Consider the following 25,685-nt stretch of genomic DNA (forward strand, 5'->3'; position numbering starts at 1 on the left):
CGCGTCCATCTGAGGGCCCAGCTTTCATGCGCTTCGAGACCCGTTTCCTTTCGCCGAAGGGCGCCCGAATCGCGCGTTCGCTCCTTGCCCTCGCGCTGCTCGCGCCCCTGGTCGGCTGCGACACGATCTCGAACCTGAACCCGTTCGAGAAGGAGGAGAAGTACACCCCCGAGATCACCCCTTCGGTCCCGGCGGAGACGATCTACAACGAGGGTCTCGGCCTCCTGAAGAAGAACGAGTACGACACGGCTGCGAAGAAGTTCGCCGACCTCGACAAGCAGTACCCCTTCTCGGTGTGGTCCAAGAAGGCGCTCATCCTGCAGACCTACGCGTACTACACGGGTCGCAACTACGAGGAGGCGATCAACTCGGGCAAGCGCTACCTCACGCTGCACCCGTCGACGCCTGACGCGGCCTACGCCGCCTACATGGTCGGCATGTCGTACTACAACCAGATCCCCGACGTGAGCCGCGACCAGGAGCGCACCGAAAAGGCGCTGCTCGCGCTCCAGGAGGTCGTGACGCGCTGGCCGAACTCGGAATACGCGTCGGACGCCAAGTACAAGATCCAGGTCGCCCGGGACCAACTCGCCGGCCGCGAGATGACGGTGGGCCGCTTCTACCTGCAGAAGCGCAACTACACCGCCGCGATCAATCGCTTCCGCACCGTCGTGAGTTCGTACCAGACTACGCGGCAGGTCGAGGAGGCGCTGGCGCGCCTCGCCGAGTGCTACCTGGCGCTGGGCATCGTGAGCGAGGCGCAGACCGCCGGCGCCGTGCTGGGCCACAACTTCCCCGACAGTCAGTGGTACAAGGACACATACGCGTTGCTGCAGACCAAGGGTCTGGAGCCCCGCGAAGACGGCGGGTCCTGGATGAGCAAGGCCATGAAGGCCTTCCGGATCGGCCAGTCGTAAAGTCCGCCTGCTCCGTGAAATGCGAATGGCCGGGCTTGTCCCGGCTGTTTTGATTCGGGCGCACCGGCGGTGAGCCAAGTCCTTCGGCACTGACTTTCGGCGCAGGACGTCCGAGACGCGTGACGTCTCCGCCACGCGCCCGTTGCGCCGGCTGTCCCGCCGGTCGGGCTGTCGGCGTGAGACACCATCGCCTGTTGATTTTTCCTGCGTGTCTCGCGACACATAGCCCATGCTCGTTCAGCTCGCGATCCGCGACATTGTCCTCATCGATCGGCTCGACATTCCGTTCGGGCCGGGGCTCAGCGTTCTCACGGGAGAAACGGGCGCGGGCAAGTCGATCCTGCTCGACGCGTTTTCGCTCGCACTCGGCGGTCGTGGCGACGGCGGGCTCGTCAGGCACGGGGAGGACCGGGGGCAGATCACGGCCGTGTTCGATCTGCCCGTGGCCCATCCGGCGCGAGCGCTGGCTCGCAAACATGATATTCCGGACGAAGGCGACCTGATTCTCCGTCGCATCCAGTTCGCTGACGGGCGCACCCGCGCCTTTGTGAACGACCAGCCCGTCAGCGTGCAGGTGCTGCGCAACATCGGGGCGGCGCTGGTGGAGATACACGGCCAGCACGATGACCGCGCGCTGGTGGATCCGGCAGCGCACCGGGCCCTGCTCGACGCCTTTGGCGGGTGCGACTCGGCCGCCGTGGCTGAGGCCCATCGCGCGTGGAAATCGGCGCGGGACGCTTTGGCGGCCCAGCAGGCGCGGATCGACGCGGCCCGCAAGGAGGCGGATTTTCTCACCCACGCGGTCGCGGAGCTCGACAAGCTGGCGCCTCTCCCGGGTGAGGAGGAAGAACTCGCGGCCGAGCGGCAGCGCATGATGGCGGCCGAGAAGGTCGCCGGGGAGATCAATGAGGCCCTGGAAGCCGTGGCCGGCCAAGGCTCTCCGATCGAGAGCCTGTCCGGCGCGCTGCGCCGCCTGGAGCGGCGCGGCACGCAGGCGCCGGAACTCGTCGGCCCGAGCATCCGGGCGCTGGACGCCGCCCTGAACGCGCTGGAGGAAGCGCGCGTCGCAATCGAGGAGGCTCAACGCGCGGCCGACTTCGACCCGCGTGTTCTTGAAAAGACCGAGGAGCGGCTTTTCGCCCTGCGGGCGGCCGCACGGAAGTACAACGTGCCCGTGGACGGCCTTTCGGCGCTTCGCCAGCGCTTCCGGGCCGACCTCGACAGCCTGGAGCATGGCGAGGAGCACCTGGCAGCGCTCGGCGCCCAGGCCGGGGAGGCGGAGGCGGCGTATCTCAGCGCCGCCCGGGCCCTGTCCGAGGCGCGGCGGAAAGCCGGCAAGGCCCTGGAAGACGCGGTCAATGCTGAGCTGCCCCCGCTGAAGCTGGAGCGGGCGCGGTTCATCGTGCAGATCGACACGGACGAGGCGGGCCGGGCGCCGGAGGGCTTCGACAGGGTCGAATTCTGGGTGCAGACGAACCCCGGCACGCGGCCCGGTCCGCTCATGAAGGTCGCCTCGGGGGGCGAACTGTCGCGCTTCATGCTCGCGCTCAAGGTCGTGCTGGCCGACAAGGGCTCGGCGCCCACGCTCGTCTTCGACGAAATCGACAGCGGCGCCGGCGGGGCCGTTGCTGACGCGATCGGAGCGCGGCTGGCGCGGCTGTCGGGCCGGGTGCAGGTGATGGCGGTGACCCACGCGCCGCAGGTGGCGGCGCGGGCGGAGCGGCACTTCCTGATCGCGAAGAACCCGATCGAGGGCGAGGAGCGGATCGCCACACGTGTGCTGCCCATCGACCAGGCGCAGCGCCGGGAAGAGATCGCCCGGATGCTGGCGGGCGCGACCATCACCGAGGAGGCGCGCGCCGCCGCACGGCGCCTTCTGGAAGCCGCGGACTAGGGGGCGAAATGGCGAAGGGCGAGGCATTGCGGGCGCTTGCGCCCGAGGCGATGACGGCGCGCGAGGCCAAGGCCGAATATGCTGCCCTGGCCGCGGAGATCGCGGAGCACGATATCCGCTATCACCAGCAGGATGCGCCCGTCATCTCGGACGCCGCGTATGACGCGTTGCGCCGCCGGGCCGAGGCGATCGCGGCGCGGTTCCCAGCCGTCGCGACGGGCCTGCTGGAGCAGGTGGGGGCCAAGCCTTCGGAGAAATTCGCCAAGGTGCGCCATCGCGTGCCGATGCTGTCCCTGGCGAACGTGTTCTCGGACGAGGAGGTGGCCGAGTTCGTGGGCCGCGTGCGCCGGTTCCTGGACTGGCCGACCGACCGGCCGCTGGCGATCACCGCGGAGCCCAAGATCGACGGGTTGTCGTGCTCGCTGCGCTATGAGCGGGGCGAACTGGTGGTGGCGGCCACCCGCGGGGACGGGGAGGAGGGCGAGGACGTCACCGCGAACGTGCGCACCATCGGGGAGATCCCCAACGGCATCGAGGGTGCGCCGGAGGTTCTGGAGGTGCGGGGCGAGGTCTATATGACCAAGTCCGATTTCGCCGCCATGAACTCCCGGCAGGAGGCCGAGGGCAAGCCGGCCTTCGCCAATCCGCGGAACGCGGCGGCGGGCTCCCTGCGGCAGCTGGATCCCCGTGTCACGGCGGCGCGGCCCCTGCGCTTCTTCGCCTATGCGTGGGGCGAGGTGAGCGCGATGCCGGCGCGTACACAGCACGGCATGGTGGAGGCGTTTGCTCGGTTCGGCCTGCCCACCAATCCTCTCATGCGTCGCTGCGAGAGCGTGGAGGAGATGATCGCCGTCTACCGCGAGATCGAGGCCCAGCGGGCGGACCTGCCCTATGACATCGACGGCGTCGTCTACAAGGTGGACGACCTCGACCTGCAGCGGCGGCTCGGCTTCGTGTCGCGCTCGCCGCGCTGGGCGACGGCGCACAAGTTTCCGGCCGAGAAGGCCACGACGGAACTGCTCGACATCGAAATCCAGGTGGGGCGCACGGGCGCTTTGACGCCTGTGGCGCGGCTCAAGCCTGTCACAGTGGGGGGCGTCGTGGTGACCAACGCGACCCTGCACAACGAGGACGAGATCGCCCGCAAGGACGTCCGCATCGGCGACACCGTGGTCGTGCAGCGTGCCGGGGACGTCATCCCGCAGATTCTGGGCTTCGTGCCGGAGAAGCGGCCGGATGGGGCCAAGCCGTACGACTTCCCGCATGTCTGCCCGGCCTGCGCCAGCCACGCGGTGCGGGAGATCGACCCCAAGACCGGCAAGGAGGACGTGGTGCGCCGCTGCACCGGCGGCCTGATCTGCCCGGCCCAGGCCGTGGAGCGCCTGAAGCACTTCGCCTCGCGCAACGCGTTCGACATCGAGGGGCTGGGGGACAAGCAGATCGAGATGTTCTACCGCGAGGGCCTCATCACGCGGCCGCAGGACATCTTCAGCCTGCAGGAGAGGGACGCCCGGTCGCTACGGCGGCTGAAGGATCGCGAGGGCTACGGCGAAACCTCTGTCCGCAACCTGTTCGCCGCCATCGAGGAGCGGCGGCGCGTGGCGTTGCATCGCTTCATCTTCGCGCTCGGCATCCGGCACGTGGGCGAGACCACGGCCAAGCTGCTGGCGCGCCACTACCGCAGCGTGGAAGCCCTGCGTGACGGGGCTATCGCGGCGGCGGAGCCCGCCTCAGGCGCGCTGAACGAGCTCACGTCCATTGAAGGCATCGGGCCCGTGGTGGCGGAGTCCATCGTGGATTTCTTTGGCGAACCGCACAACCGGGAGGTCGTGGCCGAACTCCTGAAGCAGGTGACGCCCGAGCCGCCCGAGGAGGTCGCGTCCGAAAGCCCCGTGGCAGGCAAGACGGTGGTGTTCACGGGATCGCTGGAGAAAATGACCCGCGAGGAGGCCAAGGCCATGGCGGAGCGGCTTGGGGCGAAGGTCTCCGGGTCCGTTTCGAAGAAGACCAGTCTGGTCGTCGCGGGCCCCGGCGCCGGCTCCAAGCTGGCGAATGCGCGGGATCTTGGGATCGAGGTGATCGACGAGGACGCATGGCTGGAGCTGGTGGGCGAGGCGCGTTAGGGCCCCTGCGGCCAGGCCAGCGCCCCCAGCTGCTCGGGTTGGCGGAAAGCGGGTGGACTTGGGCGCCCGTCTTCGGCAAGGTCCGCGCCTTCCTGCGCCGAGCCCCTGCATGCAATCTCCCTTTCGCGAATTCCGAGAGGGCTTGCGCGACATCGCGCCGGCCATGATCGCAGCGATCCCCATCGGTCTCCTGTTCGGGGCGCTGTGCGCCGGCAAGGGACTGTCCCCGGCGGAGGTCGCGTTGATGGGCGCGCTGGTCTTCGCCGGAGGTGCGCAGTTCGCGGCGGTGGAGATCTGGAGGGCGCCGGCGCCGATCACGGTGCTCGCGTTTTCCACCCTGCTGATCAATCTCCGTCACGTGCTGATGGGCGCGTCGCTCGCGCCAAAGATGCGCGGATTCACGCCGCTGCAGCGGGCGCTCAGCGTCTACGTCATGGCGGACGAGAACTGGGCCATGTCGGAGCGCCGCGCGCTCGAGAGGCCGCTCACCGTCGCCTATTTCGCGGGAACGGCGATCCTGTTCTGGCTTAACTGGGTCATGAGCACTACGCTCGGCGCCCTCGGCGGCTCCCTCATGGGCGATCCGAAGCGATTGGGCGCCGACTTCGCGTTCACGGCGCTGTTTATCGGGCTGGTGGCGGGATTCTGGAAGGGGCGTGCGACGGCCGTGACGGTCGCGGCCAGCGCTCTTGCGTCTGCGGCCGTGTACGTTTCCGCCGGTCCTCCCTGGCATGTGGCGGCGGGCGCGCTCGCGGGCATCGCGGCGGCGTACGCCATGGGCGGCCACCAGCACGGGGAGGCGGCGCGGTGAAGGTCGACGCCGTCACCCTGGCCGCGATCCTGGCCATGGCCGCCGTCACCTACGCGACGCGGGTGGCTGGCCTGTTCCTGGTGGGGCGCCTGCAGTTGGCAGGGCGCGCCAAGGCCGCCTTCGACGCCATCCCGGCCGCGGTGCTGATCGCCGTGATCGCTCCTTCCATGCTTGCGTCCGGGGCGGCGGAGACGCTTGCGACGGTCGTCACGGCTGCCGCCGCCACGCGGCTGCCGTTGCTGGCGGTGGTGGCCGTCGGCGTGGCGAGCGTCGTAGCGCTAAGGGCGCTGGGCCTCTAGGCGCGCGTCGTCGCGGGCGGCCGGGATGAGGCCAGCAAGAACTCCCGTCGCTCAGCGCCCGATCGGGCGTGTGGCCTGCTCCAGCCACGCGGCCGTCTCGCCGCTCACCAGAGGCCGGATGATCTCGCGCGTCCTGGCGTGATAGGCGTTCAGCCAGGCGATCTCGGCGTCGGTGAGCAGGGCAGGCTCCACCAGCGCGAGGTCAATGGGGGTGAAGCTCAGGGTCTCGAAGCCGTACATCTCCCGCTCGGCCCCAGGGATCTCGCGCTTCTGCACCAGGATCAGGTTCTCGATCCGGATGCCGAAGGCGCCACCCTTGTAGTAGCCCGGTTCGTTGGACAGGATCATGCCGGGCTCGAGCGGCGTGGTCCCGATCTTGGAGAGGCGCTGCGGGCCCTCGTGCACGGACAGGTAGCTGCCAATGCCGTGGCCGGTGCCGTGGTCGAAGTCGAGACCCGCGTCCCAGAGCGGGCGGCGCGCGAAGGCGTCGAGCTGGGCGCCGCTCGTTCCCTTCGGGAAAACCGCCGTGTCGATGGCGATATGGCCCTTGAGCACGCGGGTGAAGCGGTCCTTCATCTCGGCCGTGGGCTCGCCCACCGCGACCGTGCGGGTGATGTCCGTGGTGCCGTCGCGGTACTGGGCGCCAGAGTCGATGAGAAAGATCCCCGGCTCGATGGGGCGGTTGGACTTCTCGGTCACGCGGTAGTGCGGGATGGCGGAGTTCGGCCCCGCCCCGGCGATGGACGGGAAGGACACGTCCGCAAGCTGGCCCGTGTCGCGGCGGAAGCCCTCCAGGGCCTCGACGGCCGAGATTTCCGTGAGGCCGCCCTTCGGCGCCTCGCGGGCGAACCAGGCGAGGAAATTGGCCATGGCGGCGCCGTCGCGCCGGTGGGCGGCTCGGGAGCCCTCGATCTCGGCGGCGTTCTTGGCGGCCTTCATGAGCGCGACGGGGCAGGCGCCGACGTCCGGTGAGCCTCCGGCGCGCTCCAGCGCGGCCACAAGGCGGCGCGCAGCGGTGGCCTGGTCGAAGCGGACCTTGGCCTTTGCGGCGCCAAGACCCTCGAGGGTCTTGCCGAGCTCGGCAGGCTCACGCACGTCGGCCATGTCCTCCAGGGCGGCGCGGACCTCGTTGGAGAGCTTGGCGCCGGCCAGGAACAGGCTGGGGCGTCCCTCCCGCGGCACCACCGCGTAGCCGAGGGGCAGGGGGGTGTGGGAAACGTCGCCGCCGCGGATATTGAAGGTCCAGGCCACCGCGTGGGGATCGGTTATCACGAGGGCGGCGTCGCCGAGTTCGCCCAAGCGTGCGCGAATGCGGTCGAGCTTGGAGGCGGAAGCCTCGCCTGCATACTGCATCGGGTGCAGCGCGACGGCCGCCATCGGCGTGGCGGGGCGGTCGCTCCAGATCGCATCGACGGGGTTGCGGTCCACCGCGACCAGGCTTGCGCCGGCGGCGGCGCAGGCCCTTTCGAGGCGCTTCACGCCGTCATGGGTGTGGAGGTTCGGGTCGTATCCCAGCTTCTGGCCAGCCTGCAGGTGCTTCTCAAGCCAGGCCTCGGGCGGGTTGTCGATCAAGTGCTCCGGCGAGAACACGGCCGTGTCGACCTGTTCGCGAACCTGCACGGTATAGCGGCCGTCCACGAAGATTGCGGCTGCGTCCCGCAGCACGATGGCGAGGCCCCAGGAGCCGGTGAACCCAGTCAGCCAGGCGAGCCGCTCGGAAGAAGGAGCCACGTATTCGTTCTGGTGTTCGTCCGTGCGCGGGATGACGAAGCCGTCGAGGCCCTGGCGGGCCAGTTCAGCCCGGAGGGCGGCGGCGCGGGCCGCGCCATGGGCGGGATCCGCCCTTTCCTCGAACGATTGGAAGACCGCCCTCGCCATGTTCGCACCCGTGTGTCTGCCTGAGCGCAAGCGGTGCACGAGGGCGCTGCGCCCGTCAAGCCGGGCGGAAAGGGTCAGAAATTGTGCGTTGCGGCATTCCTTGCGAAACGATTGTGCGCGCTCTGCATTCCGGTATGGGACGCCATGCGGAAGATCGTGTATCTCGCATGTGCGAAATAGACTAAAGACTCATCCCAATAACTTGGAAACGTCGAGGTGTGGTTCTCCCCGATCCGTCTGTGAGGACACATCCATGGCCACCATCTCCCTTCCGCTTCCCTTCGTGGGCCCCCGGACGACCCGGAAGAGCGGATCCCATCCCTTCGCAGAACTGTTCCGCGTGGTTGCCGAAGCCGGCGTCGAGGCGCGTCGCGCCAAGGCGGTGCGCGAGTTGCGCAAGCACCAGGCTTTCGGGCCGCTGGTCGGCGTGAAGTACGTGGGTCTGACCACGGAAGAACTGCTGCCGTTCATCCGGCAGGACTGAACCGCCTTCTCCGCGAAAAGCGAGGCGGTCTTCGGTTCGCTTCGCCGCGGCGACTTTCTTGAACCTGGCTCAGCGGCGGCGCGGTCCCGCGCCGCCCGGGCGCAGGAGCAGCGTGGCCCAGCCTTCCAACTCCATGCGGCGCACCAGGTGCAGGCCCTGCGCGCGGTAGGCCGCGAGCACGCCCGGCACGTCACGCGGGATCAGGCCTGAGAGCACGATGTCCGCGCCGGGCGCCGCGACGGAGGCGATGCTGGGCGCCAGCCGCATCAGCGGGCGGGCCAGGATATTCGCGAACACCAGGTCGTAGAAGCGGCGGCGCATCAGCGCGGGGTGGCCAACCCCCTTGGCGACCACGGGGCGAAGATAGGCGCCGGCCTTGTTGTTCAGGGCGTTGTCGCGTGCGGCCTCGACCGCGACAGGGTCGATGTCGCCCGCCGCCACGGGTTGATGCAGCGCCCGCGCCGCCGCGATGGCGAGCACGCCGGTGCCGGTTCCGACATCCAGGACGTTCACGGGGCGACGCTGCTTCAGGATGCCTTCCAGCATGAGCAGGCAGCCACGCGTGGTGCCGTGGTGCCCGGTGCCGAAGGCGAGGGCGGCCTCGATCTCGATCCCGATCGTCGACAGCGGGACGCGACCGCGGTCATGGGAGCCGTGCACGGTGAAGCGCCCGGCCCGCACCAGGCTCAGGCCTTCGAGCGAGGCCTTGACCCAGTCCTTCTCCCCGATGGTCTCAAAAACGATCCGGCGCGCGGCGTCCTCGCCGGCCGCCAACTGGATCAGTTCGCGCAGGCCCTCCTGGTCGGGCGGCGCGGAGAAATAGACCTCGACCTCCCACTGCAGCGTCTTTTCGTTCTCGAACGCCGCGGCGGCCGTCTCCGCCGGATCGAAACTCTCGACCAGGATGTCGGCGACGCGGCGCGCAGTGTGCTCGTCGGCGACGAGACGGGCGAGGTGCGTGGGGCGGTGGGGAGGCAGACCTTCGAGCATGCGCCCTTATACAGCGGCCGTGGGCGGTGTCACGGCGGTACCGGCCGGGAACCGCCGTTCGTGAACTTTCGTTGGGAAGGCCCGGGCCAAGCTCTTGGCCGCCCAGGATCGCGCCCATGTCCGTGTTCACCGCCCGTTCGTCGCGCAAGCGCCGCCCCTCGCGGCTCCGCTCCGCAGCCCTGAGCATGGTGACCATGGCGCTGGTGGGAGCCGTCGCCGGGCTGCTCGAGCGCAATCCTGACAGGCCGGATGGCGAAGCCGGGCCGCCGCGGGGGCAGCCCAAGCGCAGCCACGGCAGCCTCCTGGAGGCTGCTGAACCCGGCCGCGGCCGGTGGGCGAAGAGCCCGGAGGACATTCCGGCCAGGGGCTGGAAGGATATCCTCTGGCGCACCTACGAGCAGATCAACGACGACCGTGTGCTCGCGACGGCCGCCGGCGTGACCTACTACGCCCTGCTGGCGCTCTTCCCGGCAATCGCCGCCTTCGTGGCCATCTACGGCCTCTTCGCCGATCCGCAGACCATCCAGCAGCATTTCGACGAGGCCAAGAGCATCATGCCGTACGGAGCGGCGGACGTGATCGGGGAGCAGCTGAAGAGCGCGACCTCAAAAGACCCGAGCACGCTGGGCTTCACGACCGCCATCGGTATCCTGGTGTCACTGTGGAGCGCCAACTCGGGCATGAAGGCGATCTTCGACGCGCTCAACGTCGCCTACAACGAGAAGGAGAAGCGCTCGTTCTTCTGGCTGAACGCCCAATCGCTGCTCTTCACCCTGGGCGGGTTCGTGTTCCTCGCCCTCACGCTTGCCGCCATCGTTGCGGTGCCGATCATCCTTCATGTGCTGCCGCTGGGGCCGCTGGCCGGGTGGGCCGTCACCATCGCGCCGTGGGTGGTGATGCTGGGCCTCATCGTGTTCGCGCTGGCCGTGCTCTACCGATACGGGCCGAGCAGGACCGAGCCCCAATGGCGCTGGGTCACCCCGGGCAGTTTGCTGGCTTCCGTTGTCTGGCTGATCGCATCGGCAGGCCTGTCGTTCTACGCGTCTCACTTCGCGAACTATGACAAGACCTACGGGTCCCTGGGGGCCGTCATCGGCTTCATGATCTGGATGTGGGTCTCCGCGATCATCATCCTGGTGGGCGCGGAAATGAATTCCGAGATCGAGCACCAGACGGTGCGGGACTCGACCGAGAAGGAAGGCGCGCCCATCGGGACGCGGGGCGCAACCATGGCGGACACGGTGGGAAAGGCGAAGACCTGAGCCGTCAGGCCTTCTGGACGAACCCGTCGAGCACCATCTTCCGGCCGGCCTTGTCGAAGTCGATGGTCAGCTTATTGCCATCCACGGCCGACACCGTTCCGTTGCCGAACTTGATGTGGAACACGCGGTCCCCGGCCGCGTAGGCGCTGCCCACGCTCGACTTGGCGACGAGTTCGCCCTCGATCAGCAGCGGGCCCTTGCGGCCTGCGCCTCCTCCGCCGTAGGCGCTCTGGCGGCTTTCGCCGAAGCCGCCGCCGCTCTCGCGCGAGCGGGCCTGGGCGCGCTGCCAGCCGGGCGTATCGTAGCTGGAGCCGAAGGGCTGGACGCGGTCGAAGCGGCTGCCGCCATATCCGCCATAATGGGCTGGGGCCTCCGTGACCTCGACGTGCTTTTCGGGCAGCTCGTCGATGAAGCGGGACGGGATGGTGGACTGCCACATGCCGTGGATGCGGCGGTTCGAGGCGAAGTAGATCTTGCAGCGGCGGCGCGCGCGGGTGATGCCCACATAGGCCAGCCGGCGCTCCTCCTCGAGCCCAGCCTTGCCGCTTTCGTCGAGGGCGCGCTGGTTGGGGAACAAGCCTTCCTCCCAGCCGGGAAGAAACACCGTATCGAACTCCAGGCCCTTGGCGCCATGGAGGGTCATGATCGACACCTTCTCGGCGCTGTCGTTGTCCGAAGCTTCCATCACAAGCGAGACGTGCTCCAGGAAGGCGCCCAGGTCGGGGAACTCCTCCATGGAGCGGACCAGCTCCTTCAGGTTCTCCAGGCGGCCGGCGGCCTCGGCCGTCCGGTCCTTCTGCCACATCTCCGTGTAGCCGGACTCCTCCAGCACAAGCTCGGCAAGCTCGTTGTGCTTCATGCGCTCGACCTCGGCCGCCCAGCGGGCGAAGGCCGTGGTAAGGTCGCGCAGGGCCGTGCGCGGCTTGGGCTTGAGCTCGTCGGTTTCGACCAGCATGCGGGCGGCTTGCATGAGCGGGACGCGCGCCTTGCGGGCGAAGGCGTGCATCTGCTCGAGCGTGGCGTCGCCAAGGCCGCGCTTCGGCGTGTTGACGATGCGCTCGAAGGCAAGGTCATCCGTGGGGTTGGCCACGCAGCGCAGGTAGGCGAGAGCGTCGCGGATCTCGAGGCGCTCGTAGAAGCGCGGACCGCCGATCACCCGGTAGGGCAGGCCGAGGGTGACGAACCGGTCCTCGATCTCGCGCATCTGGGCGGAGATGCGCACCAGCACGGCCATCTGGGCCAGGGAGTGGCCTTTGGTCTGCAGGGCCTCGATCTCCTCCCCGATGAGGCGGGCCTCCTCCTCGGAGTCCCAGGCGCCCGTCAGGGTCACCTTGTCGCCGGGCTCGTCCTCGGTGTGGAGGGTCTTGCCCAGGCGGCCCTCATTGTGCGCCACGAGGTGGGAGGCGGCGGCCAGGATATGGCCCGTGGAGCGATAGTTGCGCTCCAGGCGGACCACCACGGCGCCCGGGAAGTCGTGCTCGAAGCGGAGGATATTGTCGACCTCGGCGCCGCGCCAGCCGTAGATGGACTGGTCGTCGTCGCCGACGCAGGACACGTTGCGGCGGCCCTGCGCCAGCAAGCGAAGCCAGAGGTACTGCGCGACGTTGGTGTCCTGGTACTCGTCCACCAGGATGTAGCGGAAGCGGTCCTGGTAGGACTGCAGCACGTCAGGGTGCTCGCGGAAGAGGCGCAGGTTCTCCAGCAGCAGGTCGCCGAAATCGGCGGCGTTGAGCTGCTTCAGCCGCTCCTGATATGCGGCGTAGAGCTTGCCGCCCCGGCCGTTGGCGAAGGCGGCGGACTCGCCGGAGGGCACCTTGTCGGGCGTGAGGCCGCGGTTTTTCCAGCCGTCGATGAAGGCGGCCAGGGCGCGCGCGGGCCACCGCTTCTCGTCGATGTTCTCGGCCTGGATGACCTGCCGCATCAGCCGGATCTGGTCGTCCGTGTCCAGGATGGTGAAATCCGAGCGCAGGCCGACCAGCTCGGCGTGGCGGCGCAGGATCTTGGTTCCGATGCTGTGGAACGTGCCGAGCCAGGGCATGCCCTCGGCCACGCCGCCGAGCAGGTGGCCGATGCGCTCCTTCATTTCGCGCGCGGCCTTGTTGGTGAAGGTCACGGCCAGGATCTGGGACGGGAAGGCGAGGCCGGAGGCGATGATGTGGGCGATGCGCGTGGTCAGCACGCGCGTCTTGCCGGTGCCGGCGCCGGCGAGCACCAGCACGGGACCCTCGGTGGTCTCGATCGCTCGCCGCTGCTCTGGGTTGAGGTTCTGCAGGTAGCTCGCCTGGGCGCCGCCGGACACGGCCGCGCGGGCGCGCGAGGCGAGGCCGCCCGGGCGCGGCTGGTACTCGTCGTCGAGGCTGAGAGGATTGCTCACGAAAAGATCTTTCGTCGGGCGGCGACTGCGTATCCGGAGCGGGGCGAAACGCCTTCGCCGCTCCCAGCCGCATATGCGCGCTTTGGTTCCGATTCGTTCTTATCCCAAATTGGAGCGAAAGGGGGGCGAAGTCGATGCTTTGCACAGGAAGCGCCTTGCGTCCCGCGTGCGCTCGGGTCCACGGTTCGGCCTGTCTTCGACTCGGATGCGCCTCATGTCCCATTCGCTCTTTTGGGCGACCGTCATCGCCGGCTTCATCTACGCGGTCACGCCTGGGCCGGCCTTTCTGGCCGTGTTCGCCCTGGCCGCCCAGCATGGGCGACAGGCCGGCGCGCGCTTCCTGTTCGGCCATCTGGCTGGCGACCTGCTGTGGGGCGGGCTGGCGCTCGCCGCCATCGTGGGCGTGAACCAGATCGGGCCGGCGCTGTTCGAGGCGCTGGGCGTCGGCTGCGGGCTCTACCTGGTCTATCTCGGCGGGAAGGCTGTGCTGTCGCGCGGCGACGGGGGCGGCGCGCCCATCGGCAGCTTGCGTCCGATCCGGGCGGGGCTGCTGTTCGGCGTTACGAACCCCAAGGCATATCCGGTGTCCCTGGCCGTCTTCACCGCGCTCACGGTTGGGTATGCGTCCGAGATCGGCTGGTCGACGGCCCCGGGGTTGATGGGCGCGGCCGTGCTCGGGTTCCTGCTCGGCTACGTGGTGATCCTGTTCTGGGCAGGGCTGCCGCTGGTGCGGCGCTTCTTCCTGAAACACGGGCGCGTGGTCACGCGGGTGGTGGGCGTCACCTTCATCCTGTTCGGGCTGAAGTCGCTGACCGACGCCGGACGGAGCATCGCGTCCCGCGCCTGAGGCTTAGTGCACGCCCTGGGACGCCCTGGCCCTGGCCGGAACGCCCATGACGCGGCCGAGGGCCTCGGGCCGCGGCAGGCCGGAGTGGGCCGCCTTCATGATGGCGATGCTGGCCAGGATATCGGGCGGGAAGGGGGTCACCTTCCGGTCCGCCAGATCCACGTGCAGCATCAGGTTCTCGGAAGAGGCCGACAGCCAGAACTCGGTGGCGTGCCGCAACTCCATGTAGACGTGCAGGCGCTTCTCGTCGAAGTCGATGAGTTGGAGGGTGACCCGCACCGGGTCTTCGAGCTTGAGCTCACGTTTGTAGAGGACGTGGCACTCGGCGGTGAAGAAGGACGCCCTGCGCTCACGGACGTAGTCTTCGCCGAGTCCGATGACTGCGAAAGCCTCGTCGACCGCGCGGTCAAACAGCACGTTGTAGTACGCCATGTTGAGGTGGCCGTTGTAGTCGATCCAAGCAGGCTCGATCCGCATCGTCGAGGAGACGAAGGGGGCGAAGAAGAAGGCCGTGTTCTCGGGCGTCCTGGCCATGAAACAATCGCCGCCGGTTCGAAAATAGCTGTCCAAAAACACAGTCCGTGCCGGCATGCGACCGCATGCGGCAGGTTGCCGGGCCCGGCAAGCCGGGTAGGATGATCCTCCAAACAGGCCAGGAAAGGCAAGACGCAATGACCATGCAGGCGGGGACGGATGCTCTCAACGCGGCCCAGGGGCCCGCCCGTCCGACCCCGGAAGCAATCGAGGCCGTGACCGGCGGCCTGCTTCGGCAGTTCGGAAACCGTGTCGTCACCAGCCAGGCGGTGCGTGAGCAGCATGGCCACACGCTGACCTGGACGCCCAATCAGCCGCCGGACCTGGTGGTCTTTCCCGAGACCACGGCCGAAGTCGTCAAGATCGTGAAGCTGTGCGCGGCGCACCGCGTCCCCATGGTCCCGTTCGGGACCGGGACGTCGCTGGAAGGCCACGTGAACGCGCCCTTTGGGGGCGTCAGCATCGACACGAGCCTGATGAAGCGCATCATCGCGGTGCACGCGGAGGACCTCGACTGCGTGATCGAGCCGGGCGTCACGCGCAAGATGCTGAACGAGCACCTGCGGGACATGGGGCTGTTCTTCCCCATCGATCCCGGCGCGGACGCCTCGCTTGGGGGCATGGCCTCGACGCGCGCCTCGGGAACCAACGCCGTCCGGTACGGCACCATGAAGGACAACGTCCTGTCGCTCACCGCCGTGCTGGCCAACGGCGAGGTGGTCAAGACTGCGCGCCGGGCGAAGAAGTCGTCGGCCGGCTACGACCTGACGCGGCTCTTCGTGGGGGCGGAAGGCACGCTCGGGATCATCACGGAGCTCACCCTCAAGCTGCATGGCATCCCGGAGGCGATTTCGGCAGGCGTTTGCTCCTTCCCGAGCATCGCAGCCGCCTGCGACGTCACCATCGCGACGATCCAGTCGGGCATTCCGGTGGCCCGCATCGAGCTCGCCGACGCCGCGCAGATCCGCGCCATCAACCTCTATTCCAAGCTCGGCCTTCCGGAGCAGCCGATGCTGTTCGTGGAGTTCCACGGCACGGACCAGGGCGTGCGCGAGCAGGCGGAGCGCTTCGGGGAGATCGCGGCCGAGTACGGCGCCGGCGCGTTCGAGTGGGAGACAAAGCCGGAAGATCGCACCCGCCTGTGGCAGGCGCGCCACGACGCCTATTGGGCGGCGCATGCGCTGCGCCCGGGCGCCAAGAGCCTGTCGACCGACGTGTGCGTGCCCATCTCGCGGCTCGCCGAGTGCGTGGAGGAAACGCAGCGCGACATCGCCGAGACCGGCCTTCTCGCCCCCATCGTGGGCCATGTCGGCGACGGCAACTTCCATGTGCTGCCGCTTTTCGACGGCGACGATCCGGCGGAAGTCGCCAAGGTGAAGGCCTTCGTGGAGCGGATCGTCGAACGCGCCCTCGCCATGGAGGGAACCTGCACGGGCGAGCACGGCGTGGGGCAGGCGAAGATGAAGTACCTGCCGCTCGAGCATCCGGCGGCCACGCTGGACGCCATGCGGGCGGTCAAGCTGGCGCTCGATCCCATGAACATCATGAACCCGGGCAAGATCATCCCATCGTGATCAATCGGACACGCCCTGCACCGTTCTGCATGGCCGCTCCGGGGCTGGTCACCCTCGCGCCACAGAGTCGGATAAGGTGAAGCCTGAAACCGCGAGCCGAGACCCCTTTCCTTGCGTGACTTTCTGACCGGCTTGGCGATCCTGGTGATCGTCGCCCTCGCGGCGGCGCTGGTCGGGCCGTTCTTTGTGGACTGGGCGGCGCAACGCGGACGCATCGAGGAGCGCCTGATGCAGGCCCTCGGGGTCCCGGTCTCGATCGAAGGGCCTATCGAGGTCCGCCTTTTGCCCTCGCCCCGCATCGACGTGCGCTCGCTCGCCTTGAACCGGGGAGGGCAAGGCCCCACGGTGCATGCGGATCGCATCACTGCGGAACTCGCCGTCATGCCGCTTCTCCGGGGCGACGTGCGGATCGTCGAGGCCTTCCTGGACAAGCCTGTTGCTGACGCCGCGCTCGCCGCGGACGGTTCGATCGAGGGCCTGCAGGCCTATGCGGCTTCGCTTCAGAGCGCCCGGAATGTCGCCATCGAGCGCCTCGTGGTTCGGGACGGGGCCGTCAGGCTGCGCGACCGCTCCTCCGACCGCTTGGCGGCCATCGAGGACATCGATGGCGAGGCTGACGCCCAGTCCCTTGTCGGTCCCTGGCGCGCCAATGGCCGCGCGCTCATCGGCGGCGCGCCGCTTGACGTGCGCGTCGCGACCGGCGCGCCGGAATCGCAGGGCGTTCGCCTCAAGCTGATGGCCCAAGCGGTCAACGGCCACCAGCGTGCGGAGGCGGATGGGCGCATCCTGGCCGACAATGCCGGCGCGCTGCTGTTCGACGGCCGGCTGACGGCCGGCGGGCGTGTTCGCTGGCCGGACCGGGACGGCTTCTCCCTGCGGCCCTGGACCTTCGTTGCCAACGCCCGGCTGCAGAGCCGGGGCGGGGAACTCACGCAGGTCGAGCTTGAGGCCGGGGGCGAGGACATCCCCGCCAAGTTCGCCGGTTCAGGCGCGTTGGCGCTCGGTGGGCAGCCGCGGCTGTCCCTCGCGCTGGAGAGCAAGCAGATCGATCTGGACAAGCCGTTCACGCTCCAGGGTCGGCCGGCGCCGTCGCCCTCCGAGGCGCTAGGGGCCTGGGTCAACGCGTTCAGCATGGAGGACGCGGGGTTCTCGCCGCCGCTGCCCATCTCCGCGACGTTCAAGGTCGGATCGGTCCTGCTCGGAGGCGACGTCGCCAGCAACGCGGAGGCCGACCTCACGGCGGAAGGCGCCGGGCTCGGCATCGACCGATTCCAAGCGGCGTTGCCGGGGGCAGGGGAGATCCAGCTGAGCGGCCGCGCCGCCTTCACGCAGGGAGGACGCTTTGACGGACACGTGCGCGTGGCCGCAAAGGACGCATCCCGGCTGATGGGATGGGCGGAGGCCGAGCGGTCGGGACGTTCGGGCCGGTTGGGCGACGCCAAGGACGTGGCGGCGGAGGCGGACGTCTCCTTTTCGTCCGCAGTGATGGCCGCCCGGTCCCTGAAGCTGCGGGTGGAGAAGTCCACCCTCCAGGGCACTGTTCGTTACACGCCGCCGGAACTGGCCGAGCGGGGCAAGTTCGAGGCGCAGCTCACGTCGGACGGATTGGCCGTCGAGCAGGCGCCCGACGTCTCCACCCTGGCTGCGGCGGCGCAGGGCGTGGATGTCTCGATCACCCTGAACGCCCGCAACGTGCGGGTGGGGAGGGACAAGGGGCCCACCGTCGGCGCGGGCCGCCTCGGTGTGAAGCTGTCCGTAACCGCCGAAGGGCTTGTGATCGACTCTCTCGACATCGCCGATGTGGGCGGCGCCTCGCTGTCTGCGTCCGGACGGGTGGGCGAGAAGGGCGGCCGGCTCGACGCCACGGTCGACGCGCGGCGGGTCGAGCCCTTGGCGGAACTGCTGAAGAAGATCGCTCCCGGGCGTTTCCCCGGCATGTTGTCGGCCCGCGCCGCATCGCTCAGCCCGCTCAAACTGAAGCTCTCCGCCACCCGGGCCGCCGGCAACGCTGGGCCGACCGAGATCAGCGTCCAGGGTTCGGCCGCCGCGTCGCGCGTCTCAGCCTCGGCGACGCTCGGCGGCGGGGCCACAGGCGACCACGTCGCGATGGCGCTGAAGCTGGACTCGCTCGAAAGCGCGCCGTTCCTGCGCCAGCTTGGGTTCGAGGCGCTGCCTTTGTCGGGCTTTGGCCCGGGACGGCTCGCGGTCGATGTCGATGGCCGATTTGGCAACGGGGCGACCCTCCGGATCTCCGGCGCAGCCGCAGGCGCCAGCGTATCCGGACAGGGCAGCATCGGCCAATCCGCCGCGGATCCAGACGTGGTCGGGTCTTTCAGCGTGAGCGCGGCCGATGTCTCGCCCTTGCTGCAACTCCTGGCCCTCCCAGGCCCGGACGGCCTCAGCAGGGTCCCGCTGCAGGCAAGCGCCGACCTGAGCGCCGGCGAGGAGCGCTGGACATTCTCAAACCTGAAAGGCGGCTTCGGCGCCGAGCCGTTCAGCGGCCGGCTGGTCGTCGACCTGCAAAAAGCATCCCTCGAAGGCGCTCTCGACCTGGAGCATGTCGTCGCGCCCGCCCTGGCGGGCCTTGCGCTCGGGCCGACCCAGCCGCCCATCGCGTCCTCGCTCTGGTCATCAAGCCGCTTCGCCCCGGTGCTGACACCTCCCTATCCGATCACGCTGGCGATCAGGGCCAAGGGGCTGGATCTCGGACAAGGATGGACCGCCGACAACCCGAGCTTCACCCTGAACTGGACGCCCGAGGCGCTCGAGATTTCGCGAGGGGAGGCCTCGTTCATGGGCGGGCGACTGGGGGGCGGGTTCCAGATTCGGCGCCAGGGTGGGCTCGCCAACCTATCAGGCAAGCTGACCGCAGTGGGCGTCTCCGCGCCGGCGCTGTGGCCCCAATCCGACCTGGCGGGAACCATCGATGGCGAGTTGGACGGGGCGGCGGCAGGCGAAAGCGTATCGAGCCTCGTGGCCAATCTGTCAGGGGGCGGCAATGTCCGGGTGCGTTCGCTGGTCATCCCCCGGCTCGACCCGAGCGCCTTGCCGGGGGCTGCCGCTTCGTTGGACGCCGAAGGCTCGATCGCGGACGTGCAGAAGGTTTCGGAGGCCCTTGCGGGGGCTCTGGATCGATCGGGGCTGCAGGTTCCGTCCCTCTCGGCTCCTGTGACGCTCTCCAATGGGGTCGTCCGGTTTGGGCCGGTGGCCATCGAGGGGCCAACCAGCATCCAGGCTTCGTCGACTTACGATCTCCGCAGCGGCAGGTTTGAAGGACGCGGGGCTTTGTCCGCCCCGGCCCCGGCCGGGTGGGCCGGTCCGGCGCCGCAGGCGACGGTGACTTGGCGTAAGGCTCGGGGCGCGGCCGGCGCACGCGACATCGACGTTTCCCTTTTGGCGAACACGCTGACCACCCACGCGGTGGCCCGGGAGTTGGAGAAGGTCGAGGCCGCGGAGTCTGACTTGCGCGAGCGCCAGTTCTTCATGCGTCGCCTCAAGGCCGACCGGGAGCGCATCGAACGGGAAAAGCGGGACGCTGAGGCTGCCAGGGCCGCCGAGGAGGCCAAGGCCGCGGAGGACGCCCGGAAGGTGGAGGAGGCCCGGAGGGCCGCGGAAGCCAAGCGGCTGGAGGAGGAGCGGGCGGCCGAGAAGGCCAGGCGTGAGGGCGACCAGGCTTCCGGCGTCGCTCCCGTCGATACGGGAGCGAGCGACGCGGCCCGTATCCTCGGGCTATCGTCGCCCAGTCTGGCCAACCCTCAACAGCCAAACGCGCCGGCTGGACCTAGCCAGCCCTAAGGGCCGCCAGGTCTCGGTCTTGATAGTGCGCCAGCACGGCCACCCGAATAGCGGACGAGAGATTCGCATCCTGCCGCTCGGCGTCGATCTGAGCGATCAATGAATTGAGGCTGAGCCCGCGCGCCCGAGCCATGTCCTTCAGGGCGTCCCAGAACGGCTCCTCGATGGACACGCTTGTCCGATGGCCGGCCAGCAGGACGGAGCGCTTGACAATCCGACCGCCGCTCACGCCTCGCCGTCCCCGATCGGCTTGGAGACGGGGCCAAGGCGGTGTCCCTCGAGCCGGCGGGCGGCCAGTTCGTCCTCGGCCTCGAGGCGCTGGCGCTCGGCCTTGGTGCGGCCGAAGCGGACGCGGTTTTCTGAGGCCTGCGCCTCCGCCGCGGCACGGCCCTTCGCCTTGCGGGCGCGGCGAAGGTTGATGATGTCGGCCGTCATTGGGACCGAGGATCAGGTTTTCTTGCGAAAAGCGTCGAGGCTGACGACCTGGGCGCTCCCCTTGTCATCCCCAGCCTCTTCCGCCTTCGCTTCTGCGGCTTCCCCGTTTTTGCGGGCCGGGAGGGCGGCGGGAGCAGCAGGGCTCTCGCCCTCCGTTTCCTCTTCGTCGGCTTCGTCGTTGTCAGCCGTTTCGGCTCCTGACAACTCGAACTTGAGACCGAACTGCACCGATGGGTCGAAGAAGCCCGTCAGGGCGTCGAAGGGCACGAGCAGCCGCTCGGGAATGCCCGAAAAGGAAAGACCCACCTCGAAGGAGTGATCGGTCAGGGAGAGATCCCAGAACTGGTGCTGGAGGACGATGGTCATCTCCTCCGGATACTTCTCGCGAAGCCGGCTGGAGATGCGCACGCCTGGGTCACCGGTGCGGAACGAGATGTAGAAATGATGGTCGCCAGGAAGCCCGTGGGCCGCGGCGTCGGCAAGAACCTTGCGAACCACGCCCTTGAGCGCGTCCTGCACAAGGAGATCGTAGCGAATGAGGTCCTGCGGCATTCCTGAACCGGAGCGAGGAGGGAAGAAGTGGAGGCTTCTGTTGCCAGGCGCCTCCGGGCCCCGCCCTACGGTGCTACCCGCAAGGACTTGGTTTCGGTGTCAGAGACCGCTTACGCGGCCACCGCAACCGGAGCATAGTTGTCGTTGGCAACTATAAGTTTAGCCCGATAACGGCGGTACCATGCCGAGCGAAAGAGCACCCTTTACACCCACGTCGATCCTATTTCGCCCCCGCCGGAGCCCAGCCCCATAAGAGCCGGTTCTGGGTTCTGGTGGAGGCGCCGGGTACCGCCCCCGGGTCCGTAAGGCTTATTCCGATGACCGTTTATCGCCATAGTCGCCCTTTCGAGCGACGCACCGAATATAGGGCGTGGCGCCCCCGAACGGAAGGGGGAGGGGATCGATTTGCGCAGCGCTGGCCGCATCGGCGCCGATTTCAGTGGACCGCGCCCGCTCGCGAGGTGGCCTGCCCGGTTTTCTGCTCTAAGGTCCGCGCGAGAGAGGATCCCCCATGCAGGCCTATCACGACCTTCTCCGCCGCGTGCTCGACGAGGGCGTCCGCAAGTCGGACCGCACGGGGACGGGCACGATCAGCGTGTTCGGCCACCAGATGCGCTTCGACCTGGCCGAGGGTTTTCCCCTCGTCACGACCAAGAAGCTTCACCTGAAGTCCATCGTCCACGAGCTGCTGTGGTTCCTGGCCGGCGACACGAACGTCGCCTATCTCCAGGCGAACGGCGTCAGCATCTGGGACGAGTGGGCGGACGAGAAGGGCGATCTCGGGCCCGTCTATGGCAAGCAGTGGCGCAGCTGGGAGAAGCCCGGCGGCGGCACGGTGGACCAGATCCGGTGGGTGCTGGACGAGATCCGCCGCAACCCCGATTCGCGCAGGCTGATCGTGTCCGCCTGGAACCCGGCCGACCTCGACCGGATGGCGCTGGCGCCATGCCACTGCCTGTTCCAGTTCTATGTGGCCGAGGGGCGGCTCTCCTGCCAGCTGTACCAGCGCTCTGCCGACATCTTCCTGGGGGTGCCCTTCAACATCGCGAGCTACGCCCTGCTCACCGCCATGGTGGCGCACGTCACCGGGCTGCAGCCGGGAGAGTTCATCCACTCGTTCGGGGACGCGCACCTGTACGTGAACCATCTAGAGCAGGCCAAGCTGCAGCTTTCGCGGGATCCGCGGCCGCTGCCGCGGCTCAAGCTCAATCCCGCCGTGAAGAGCCTCTTCGACTTCGCGTACGACGATATTGCGATCGAGGGCTACGATCCACATCCCGCCATCCGGGCTCCGGTGGCGGTCTAGGCGTTCTCCAGGACCTTTCATGACCCTGCACATCCGCCCCGCCCGCCGCGGCGACGCGCCGCTCGTGATGCAGCTCATCCGCGAACTCGGGGAATACGAGCGGCTCGCGCACGAGATTGACGCCACGCCGGAGCTCATCGAGCAGGCGCTTTTCGGCGAGGAGCCACGCGTGTTCTGCGACATCGCCGAATGGCATGGGCAGGCGGTCGGCTTCGCGCTCTGGTTCTACAATTTCTCCACGTTCCGCGGCCGGCACGGGATCTATCTGGAGGACCTGTTCGTTCGTCCGGAGGCGCGCGGCCATGGCCTGGGCAAGGCCCTGCTGGCGAACCTCGCCAAGCGCTGCGTGGCGGAGAACCTGGCCCGGCTGGAGTGGTCCGTGCTCGACTGGAACCAACCCTCCATCGACTTCTACAAGGCCCAGGGCGCGGAAACGCTCGACGACTGGATCAAATGCCGCGTGACCGGCGAGGCGCTGTGGCGCCTGGCTGACCAGGCCCGGTGAGCGCCGTGGCGCTGCCGCTCGTCAGCGTGGTCGCGGTCGCCGACAACGGCGTCATCGGTCGCGACAACGGGCTCGTGTGGCGGCTGAAGTCCGACCTGAGGCACTTCCGGGCCCTCACGATCGGTCGGCCCATCATCATGGGCCGCAAGACCTTCCTGTCGATCGGCAAGCCGCTGCCCGGGCGGGAGACGATCGTGCTCACGCGAGATCCGTCGTTTCAGGTTGCGGGCGTCCATGTGGCGCACGCCGTGGAGGATGCGCTGGACTTGGGGCAGCAGATCGGCCTGCGGATGAACGCCGACAGCGTCTGCGTGGTCGGGGGCGCGCAGATCTACGCCGAAACGATGGGCCGGGTAGACCGGATTCATCTCACGGCCGTGCATGCGTCCCCGGACGGGGATGTGGTGTTTCCGCCCATCGACAGGGCGCAGTTCCGGCAAGTCGGGCGCGAGGACCACCCCGCGGGGCCGGACGACGAATTCGCCTTTTCGTACATCGACTACGAACGCATCAGGCCGTGAACCGGGGTTGCGGCGCCCTGGCGCTGCGGTTCGTCAACCATCCCGGCCGAGCCTCCGTTGACGAAGCGGAGACGAGACACCACTTCCGTGCCATAAACACGCCGCGGGCCTTTCGAGCGCCCCGGCGATAACATCGGCCAGAGCGGAAGAAGGACAGCTTGATGCCGTGGAGCAATCAGAGCGGCGGGGGAGGACCCTGGGGGCCGCGGAAGCAGGGGCCGTGGGGGACGGGCCCGCAAGGCGGCGGCGGGGGCAACGGAGCGCCGCCGGACCTTGAAGAGCTCCTCCGGCGCAGCCAGGACAAGCTCCGGCAGGTGATGCCGGGCGGCGGCGGCGTGGGCGGCAAGGGCGCTGCGGCCATCGCGCTCGGCGCGGTGCTGCTGTGGCTCGCCACCGGCTTCTACACGGTTCGTCCCGACGAGGTCGGCCTCAACCTGGTGTTCGGCAAATATGTCGGCACGAGCCAGCCTGGCCTGAACTACAATTTCCCCTATCCGATCGGCTCGGTCGTGAAGCCGCGCGTGACGGTGGTGAACACCACGGAGGTCGGCTACCGCAGCGCCGAGGGCGCGCGCAGGAGCGGCTATCGTGACGTGCTCGAAGAGAGCCTGATGCTGACCGGCGACGAGAACATCGTCGACATCGACTTCGCCGTGCAGTGGCAAATCAATCCGGCCCGGGCGGCCGACTTCGTGTTCAACATCCAGGCCCCCGAGGCCTCGGTGAAGGCCGTGGCCGAGGCGGCCATGCGTGAGGTCGTCGGCCGTCGCAACATCCAGCAGATCCTGACCACCGACCGCGGGGCTATCGAGAACGAGGTCCGGCAGCACATGCAGGACGTGCTCAACACCTATAATTCGGGCGTGGAAGTCCGGCTCGTCCAATTGCAGAAGGTGGACCCGCCCCAGCAGGTCATCGACGCCTTCCGCGACGTGCAGGCGGCCCGTCAGGACCAGGACCGCGCGCGCAACGAGGCCGAGACCTACGCCAGCAAGGTGGTGCCGGAGGCGCGAGGCGAGGCGGCCCGCATCGTCCAGGAGGCGGAAGCCTACCGCGAGCGCGTCGTCGCCGAGGCGAACGGCCAGGCGAGCCGGTTCAAGCAGGTGTACGAGGAGTACCGCAAGGCGCCCGACGTGACGCGTGAGCGGATGTACCTGGAAACCATGGAAAAGGTATTCGGCGGCTCCGACAAGATCATCCTCGACAGCAAGAACGGCTCGGGCCAGGGCGTCGTGCCCTACCTGTCGCTGAACGAGCTCCAGCGCCGCCAGACGCAGGGGGCACAGAAGTGAACTCGACCACTCGTCTTGTCGCCATCATCGTGGCGCTCATCGCGGTGGTGCTGATCTACAGCTCCACCTTCGTGGTCCAGCAGACGTCGCAGGCGCTGGTCTTCCGCTTTGGCAAGGTGGCGCGCGCGCCCATCACGCAGCCAGGCCTCTATTTCAAGGCGCCCTTCATCGACGTCGTCGTCGACGTGGACAAGCGCATCCTGGACCTGGAGTTGCCCTCCCAGGAGGTCATCGCCTCTGACCAGAAGCGGCTCGTGGTTGACGCCTTCACGCGTTACCGGGTGACCGATCCCCTGCGCTTCTACCAGAGCGTGGGCACGGTGAGCGGGGCCAACGCGCGACTGACCTCCATCGTGAACTCGACAGTGCGCACGGTTCTTGCCGACGCGAGCTTCACGGCCGTTGTGCGGACCGATCGCCAGGCGCTGATGCACAAGATCCGGGATGACGTGAACCGCCAGGCGGCAGGCCTCGGCATGGAGATCGTCGACGTCCGGCTGCGCCGCGCCGACCTGCCCGAGCAGAACAGCCAGGCGGTGTTCCAGCGCATGCAGACGGAACGCCAGCGCGAGGCGGCCGACATCCGCGCCAACGGCTCGCAGATGGCGCAGACCATCAAGGCCAAGGCCGACCGCGACGTCGTGGTGCTCCGCGCCGACGCGACCCGCCGGGCGGACGAACTGCGCGGCAGCGGCGAGGCCGAGAAGAACCGCATCCTGGCGGACGCCTTCAACCGGGATCCGGACTTCTTCTCCTTCTATCGCTCCATGCAGGCCTATGAAGCGTCGCTGCGTGGGGGCGACACCCGCATGGTGCTGAGCCCGGACTCCGACTTCTTCCGCTACTTCGGCGATCCTGTCGCCAAGAAGGACCAGCAGCGCCTGCCGGCCACGCTGGCGCCGTCGCCGGCGCCGGGCGTGTCTACCGCAGCGCCGCCGGCGCCCGGCGAAGCCAAGCCGTAGGCGGAGAAGCGCGTGACCGACTTCCTCGTCGGCGTGGGCCTCGTCTTCGCCATCGAGGGCCTCATGTTCGCTGCCTTCCCGGGCTTCGTGCGCAGCCGCATGACGAATGTGCTGGCGCTCGGGGAGGGGCCGATGCGGACCGTCGGGATCGTTTCGGCCGTGATTGGCGTCGCCGTCGTGTGGGTCGCCCGATGGGTGCTCGCCTGAACGCCGATCGCCTCTCGTCGGCGTCCGCATTCCGCCCTAAAATCGTGCGACCCAGAGGGCACTGAACTCGGAGTTTCGACCGGGGCGCCGGTCGACGCTCACCCACCGAACGACCAGAGGACG

Annotated in this window: 23 protein-coding genes and 1 other RNA gene; 16 read left to right on the plus strand and 8 right to left on the minus strand. The window is 68.5% G+C overall.

Going from position 1 to position 25,685, the window contains the following annotated elements; all coding sequences use genetic code 11:
* The first annotated feature begins 26 nt into the window (after positions 1-26).
* The 5 genes from SLNSH_RS09725 (at position 27) to SLNSH_RS09745 (ending at position 6,044) form a co-directional block, all read left to right on the plus strand.
* Entirely contained in the window at positions 27-917 is an 891-nt protein-coding gene (locus SLNSH_RS09725; protein ID WP_106336539.1) for an outer membrane protein assembly factor BamD, read from the plus strand.
* Positions 918-1,146: 229 nt separating this feature from the next.
* Positions 1,147-2,811, plus strand: coding sequence for a DNA repair protein RecN (gene recN / locus SLNSH_RS09730; RefSeq protein WP_106336541.1), 1,665 nt, complete (start codon positions 1,147-1,149; stop codon positions 2,809-2,811).
* A gap of 8 nt (positions 2,812-2,819) precedes the next feature.
* Positions 2,820-4,934, plus strand: a complete 2,115-nt coding sequence (gene ligA, locus SLNSH_RS09735) for an NAD-dependent DNA ligase LigA (protein ID WP_245422207.1) — start codon at positions 2,820-2,822, stop codon at positions 4,932-4,934.
* 109 nt (positions 4,935-5,043) lie between these two features.
* A complete protein-coding gene (locus tag SLNSH_RS09740; protein ID WP_106336543.1) occupies positions 5,044-5,745 on the plus strand; it encodes an AzlC family ABC transporter permease in 702 nt (233 codons plus the stop codon).
* Positions 5,742-6,044, plus strand: coding sequence for an AzlD family protein (locus SLNSH_RS09745; RefSeq protein ID WP_106336544.1), 303 nt, complete (start codon positions 5,742-5,744; stop codon positions 6,042-6,044). Before SLNSH_RS09740 ends, SLNSH_RS09745 begins: the two co-directional genes overlap by 4 nt.
* A 51-nt stretch (positions 6,045-6,095) precedes the next feature.
* Here SLNSH_RS09745 and SLNSH_RS09750 read toward each other — a convergent pair whose 3' ends face one another.
* Entirely contained in the window at positions 6,096-7,922 is a 1,827-nt protein-coding gene (locus SLNSH_RS09750) for an aminopeptidase P family protein (protein WP_106336546.1), read from the minus strand.
* A gap of 253 nt (positions 7,923-8,175) precedes the next feature.
* Here SLNSH_RS09750 and SLNSH_RS09755 point away from each other — a divergent pair, with 253 nt between their 5' ends.
* Entirely contained in the window at positions 8,176-8,406 is a 231-nt protein-coding gene (locus SLNSH_RS09755; RefSeq protein WP_106336548.1) for a hypothetical protein, read from the plus strand.
* A 69-nt stretch (positions 8,407-8,475) separates the two neighbouring features.
* Here the strand turns inward: SLNSH_RS09755 and SLNSH_RS09760 are convergent, their stop codons facing one another.
* A complete protein-coding gene (locus SLNSH_RS09760) occupies positions 8,476-9,396 on the minus strand; it encodes a 50S ribosomal protein L11 methyltransferase (RefSeq protein ID WP_106336550.1) in 921 nt (306 codons plus the stop codon).
* A 116-nt stretch (positions 9,397-9,512) separates the two neighbouring features.
* Between SLNSH_RS09760 and SLNSH_RS09765 the strand changes: the two genes are divergently transcribed.
* Positions 9,513-10,658, plus strand: coding sequence for a YihY/virulence factor BrkB family protein (locus SLNSH_RS09765; protein WP_106336552.1), 1,146 nt, complete (start codon positions 9,513-9,515; stop codon positions 10,656-10,658).
* A gap of 4 nt (positions 10,659-10,662) precedes the next feature.
* Here the strand turns inward: SLNSH_RS09765 and SLNSH_RS09770 are convergent, their stop codons facing one another.
* On the minus strand, positions 10,663-13,032 hold the full coding sequence (locus tag SLNSH_RS09770) for an ATP-dependent helicase (RefSeq protein ID WP_106336553.1): 2,370 nt from the start codon (positions 13,030-13,032) through the stop codon (positions 10,663-10,665).
* A gap of 214 nt (positions 13,033-13,246) precedes the next feature.
* On the opposite strand from SLNSH_RS09770, the gene SLNSH_RS09775 reads away from it, so the two are divergent.
* The gene (locus SLNSH_RS09775; RefSeq protein ID WP_158266732.1) at positions 13,247-13,879 is read left to right on the plus strand and encodes a LysE family translocator; all 633 of its coding nucleotides are present in this window, start codon (positions 13,247-13,249) and stop codon (positions 13,877-13,879) included.
* A gap of 3 nt (positions 13,880-13,882) precedes the next feature.
* On the opposite strand, the gene SLNSH_RS09780 is transcribed toward SLNSH_RS09775, so the two are convergent.
* A complete protein-coding gene (locus SLNSH_RS09780; RefSeq protein ID WP_106336557.1) occupies positions 13,883-14,413 on the minus strand; it encodes a thioesterase family protein in 531 nt (176 codons plus the stop codon).
* 143 nt (positions 14,414-14,556) lie between these two features.
* Between SLNSH_RS09780 and SLNSH_RS09785 the strand changes: the two genes are divergently transcribed.
* Together SLNSH_RS09785 and SLNSH_RS09790 are read left to right on the plus strand one after the other, a co-directional pair.
* Positions 14,557-15,987, plus strand: a complete 1,431-nt coding sequence (locus tag SLNSH_RS09785; protein ID WP_106336806.1) for an FAD-binding oxidoreductase — start codon at positions 14,557-14,559, stop codon at positions 15,985-15,987.
* A gap of 111 nt (positions 15,988-16,098) precedes the next feature.
* On the plus strand, positions 16,099-19,782 hold the full coding sequence (locus tag SLNSH_RS09790) for an AsmA family protein (RefSeq protein ID WP_106336559.1): 3,684 nt from the start codon (positions 16,099-16,101) through the stop codon (positions 19,780-19,782).
* On the opposite strand, the gene SLNSH_RS09795 is transcribed toward SLNSH_RS09790, so the two are convergent.
* The 4 genes from SLNSH_RS09795 to ssrA form a co-directional block, all read right to left on the minus strand.
* The gene (locus SLNSH_RS09795) at positions 19,769-20,011 is read right to left on the minus strand and encodes a ribbon-helix-helix domain-containing protein (RefSeq protein WP_106336561.1); all 243 of its coding nucleotides are present in this window, start codon (positions 20,009-20,011) and stop codon (positions 19,769-19,771) included. The genes SLNSH_RS09790 and SLNSH_RS09795 overlap by 14 nt on opposite strands.
* Positions 20,008-20,217 carry a DUF4169 family protein gene (locus SLNSH_RS09800; protein WP_106336563.1) on the minus strand — a complete coding sequence of 70 codons (210 nt, stop codon included), beginning with the start codon at positions 20,215-20,217 and terminating at the stop codon, positions 20,008-20,010. The genes SLNSH_RS09795 and SLNSH_RS09800 overlap by 4 nt, the downstream gene beginning before the upstream one ends.
* 12 nt (positions 20,218-20,229) lie before the next feature.
* On the minus strand, positions 20,230-20,769 hold the full coding sequence (locus tag SLNSH_RS09805) for an SspB family protein (RefSeq protein WP_106336564.1): 540 nt from the start codon (positions 20,767-20,769) through the stop codon (positions 20,230-20,232).
* A 26-nt stretch (positions 20,770-20,795) separates the two neighbouring features.
* Positions 20,796-21,162: a transfer-messenger RNA gene (ssrA, locus tag SLNSH_RS09810) on the minus strand.
* A 118-nt stretch (positions 21,163-21,280) separates the two neighbouring features.
* Between ssrA and SLNSH_RS09815 the strand changes: the two genes are divergently transcribed.
* From SLNSH_RS09815 to SLNSH_RS09840, 6 genes are all read left to right on the plus strand, one after another.
* Positions 21,281-22,075, plus strand: a complete 795-nt coding sequence (locus SLNSH_RS09815) for a thymidylate synthase (protein ID WP_106336566.1) — start codon at positions 21,281-21,283, stop codon at positions 22,073-22,075.
* Between the two features lie 19 nt (positions 22,076-22,094).
* Complete coding sequence (locus SLNSH_RS09820) at positions 22,095-22,580, plus strand: GNAT family N-acetyltransferase (protein ID WP_106336568.1); 486 nt, start codon at positions 22,095-22,097, stop codon at positions 22,578-22,580.
* Between the two features lie 5 nt (positions 22,581-22,585).
* The gene (locus tag SLNSH_RS09825) at positions 22,586-23,101 is read left to right on the plus strand and encodes a dihydrofolate reductase (protein ID WP_106336808.1); all 516 of its coding nucleotides are present in this window, start codon (positions 22,586-22,588) and stop codon (positions 23,099-23,101) included.
* Positions 23,102-23,262: 161 nt separating this feature from the next.
* On the plus strand, positions 23,263-24,393 hold the full coding sequence (gene hflK / locus SLNSH_RS09830; RefSeq protein ID WP_106336570.1) for an FtsH protease activity modulator HflK: 1,131 nt from the start codon (positions 23,263-23,265) through the stop codon (positions 24,391-24,393).
* Positions 24,390-25,355: a protease modulator HflC gene (gene hflC / locus SLNSH_RS09835; protein WP_106336571.1), complete on the plus strand. Its 966-nt coding sequence runs from the start codon at positions 24,390-24,392 to the stop codon at positions 25,353-25,355. The genes hflK and hflC overlap by 4 nt, the downstream gene beginning before the upstream one ends.
* Positions 25,356-25,367: 12 nt before the next feature.
* Positions 25,368-25,562, plus strand: a complete 195-nt coding sequence (locus SLNSH_RS09840) for a DUF2065 domain-containing protein (RefSeq protein ID WP_106336572.1) — start codon at positions 25,368-25,370, stop codon at positions 25,560-25,562.
* The last annotated feature ends 123 nt before the right edge of the window (positions 25,563-25,685 follow it).

The sequence above is a fragment of the Alsobacter soli genome (genome assembly GCF_003004785.1).
GTDB lineage: Bacteria > Pseudomonadota > Alphaproteobacteria > Rhizobiales > Beijerinckiaceae > Alsobacter > Alsobacter soli.

Bases quoted from the DNA above. Each gene is read 5' to 3' on its own strand.
- SLNSH_RS09765 (WP_106336552.1), top strand. From the start codon at position 9,513: ATGTCCGTGTTCACCGCCCGTTCGTCGCGCAAGCGCCGCCCCTCGCGG.
- SLNSH_RS09815 (WP_106336566.1), top strand. From the start codon at position 21,281: ATGCAGGCCTATCACGACCTTCTCCGCCGCGTGCTCGACGAGGGCGTC.
- SLNSH_RS09780 (WP_106336557.1), bottom strand. From the start codon at position 14,413: ATGGCCAGGACGCCCGAGAACACGGCCTTCTTCTTCGCCCCCTTCGTC.
- SLNSH_RS09740 (WP_106336543.1), top strand. From the start codon at position 5,044: ATGCAATCTCCCTTTCGCGAATTCCGAGAGGGCTTGCGCGACATCGCG.
- ligA (WP_245422207.1), top strand. From the start codon at position 2,820: ATGGCGAAGGGCGAGGCATTGCGGGCGCTTGCGCCCGAGGCGATGACG.
- SLNSH_RS09760 (WP_106336550.1), bottom strand. From the start codon at position 9,396: ATGCTCGAAGGTCTGCCTCCCCACCGCCCCACGCACCTCGCCCGTCTC.
- SLNSH_RS09800 (WP_106336563.1), bottom strand. From the start codon at position 20,217: ATGACGGCCGACATCATCAACCTTCGCCGCGCCCGCAAGGCGAAGGGC.
- SLNSH_RS09750 (WP_106336546.1), bottom strand. From the start codon at position 7,922: ATGGCGAGGGCGGTCTTCCAATCGTTCGAGGAAAGGGCGGATCCCGCC.
- SLNSH_RS09820 (WP_106336568.1), top strand. From the start codon at position 22,095: ATGACCCTGCACATCCGCCCCGCCCGCCGCGGCGACGCGCCGCTCGTG.
- SLNSH_RS09785 (WP_106336806.1), top strand. From the start codon at position 14,557: ATGCAGGCGGGGACGGATGCTCTCAACGCGGCCCAGGGGCCCGCCCGT.
- SLNSH_RS09805 (WP_106336564.1), bottom strand. From the start codon at position 20,769: ATGCCGCAGGACCTCATTCGCTACGATCTCCTTGTGCAGGACGCGCTC.
- recN (WP_106336541.1), top strand. From the start codon at position 1,147: ATGCTCGTTCAGCTCGCGATCCGCGACATTGTCCTCATCGATCGGCTC.
- SLNSH_RS09725 (WP_106336539.1), top strand. From the start codon at position 27: ATGCGCTTCGAGACCCGTTTCCTTTCGCCGAAGGGCGCCCGAATCGCG.
- SLNSH_RS09755 (WP_106336548.1), top strand. From the start codon at position 8,176: ATGGCCACCATCTCCCTTCCGCTTCCCTTCGTGGGCCCCCGGACGACC.
- SLNSH_RS09775 (WP_158266732.1), top strand. From the start codon at position 13,247: ATGTCCCATTCGCTCTTTTGGGCGACCGTCATCGCCGGCTTCATCTAC.
- hflK (WP_106336570.1), top strand. From the start codon at position 23,263: ATGCCGTGGAGCAATCAGAGCGGCGGGGGAGGACCCTGGGGGCCGCGG.